The organism is Plebeiibacterium marinum (genome assembly GCF_026013615.1).
In the GTDB taxonomy this organism is placed as follows: Bacteria; Bacteroidota; Bacteroidia; order Bacteroidales; family Marinilabiliaceae; genus Saccharicrinis; species Saccharicrinis marinus_A.
The window spans coordinates 1-406 of the sequence record NZ_JAPDPI010000146.1 but is presented as its reverse complement, the minus strand read 5'-3'; the positions used below and the strand labels follow the sequence as shown (position 1 = coordinate 406).

General features: G+C 35.7%; 1 protein-coding gene. It reads left to right on the top strand.

Annotated features, from left to right (window positions below):
• Positions 1-195, top strand: a 195-nt coding sequence (locus OM074_RS21260; protein ID WP_301202722.1) for a hypothetical protein, incomplete at its 5' end; no start/stop codon positions are given.
• Positions 196-406 lie beyond the last annotated feature (211 nt).

The window sequence follows — 406 nt, the reverse complement described above, 5'->3', positions numbered from 1 at the left end:
AATTATTACGAAAGTGTTGGTTGGTTAGTTGGAGGAAAAACAAAAATGAAAGATTGGAAAGCGGCTGCCAGAAACTGGATGCTCAATGTGGAGAAGTTTCAAAAGAAAGAACCCAATTCCAACAGCAAGCAGGAACCGATCACCAAACCGGAATCAAAACCATTTAGCGGTTCAGGTTATAGCGAACCACTTTAAATCATAGATGAAAATACAAAGATTAAAAAGTTTTGCATCATGTTTTATACCATAAGCAACAACCAAATTATCTATAATTATCAAAAAAGCCTTGATTTTATCACCCAAAAAGGAATAGAGATGTATGGGGTTGGTTTTAAACTTTTGAGTGAAGATATGCCCCTTATCCGGAAATTGTTTGTTTACATGATCCGGGATACGGATTTAATCC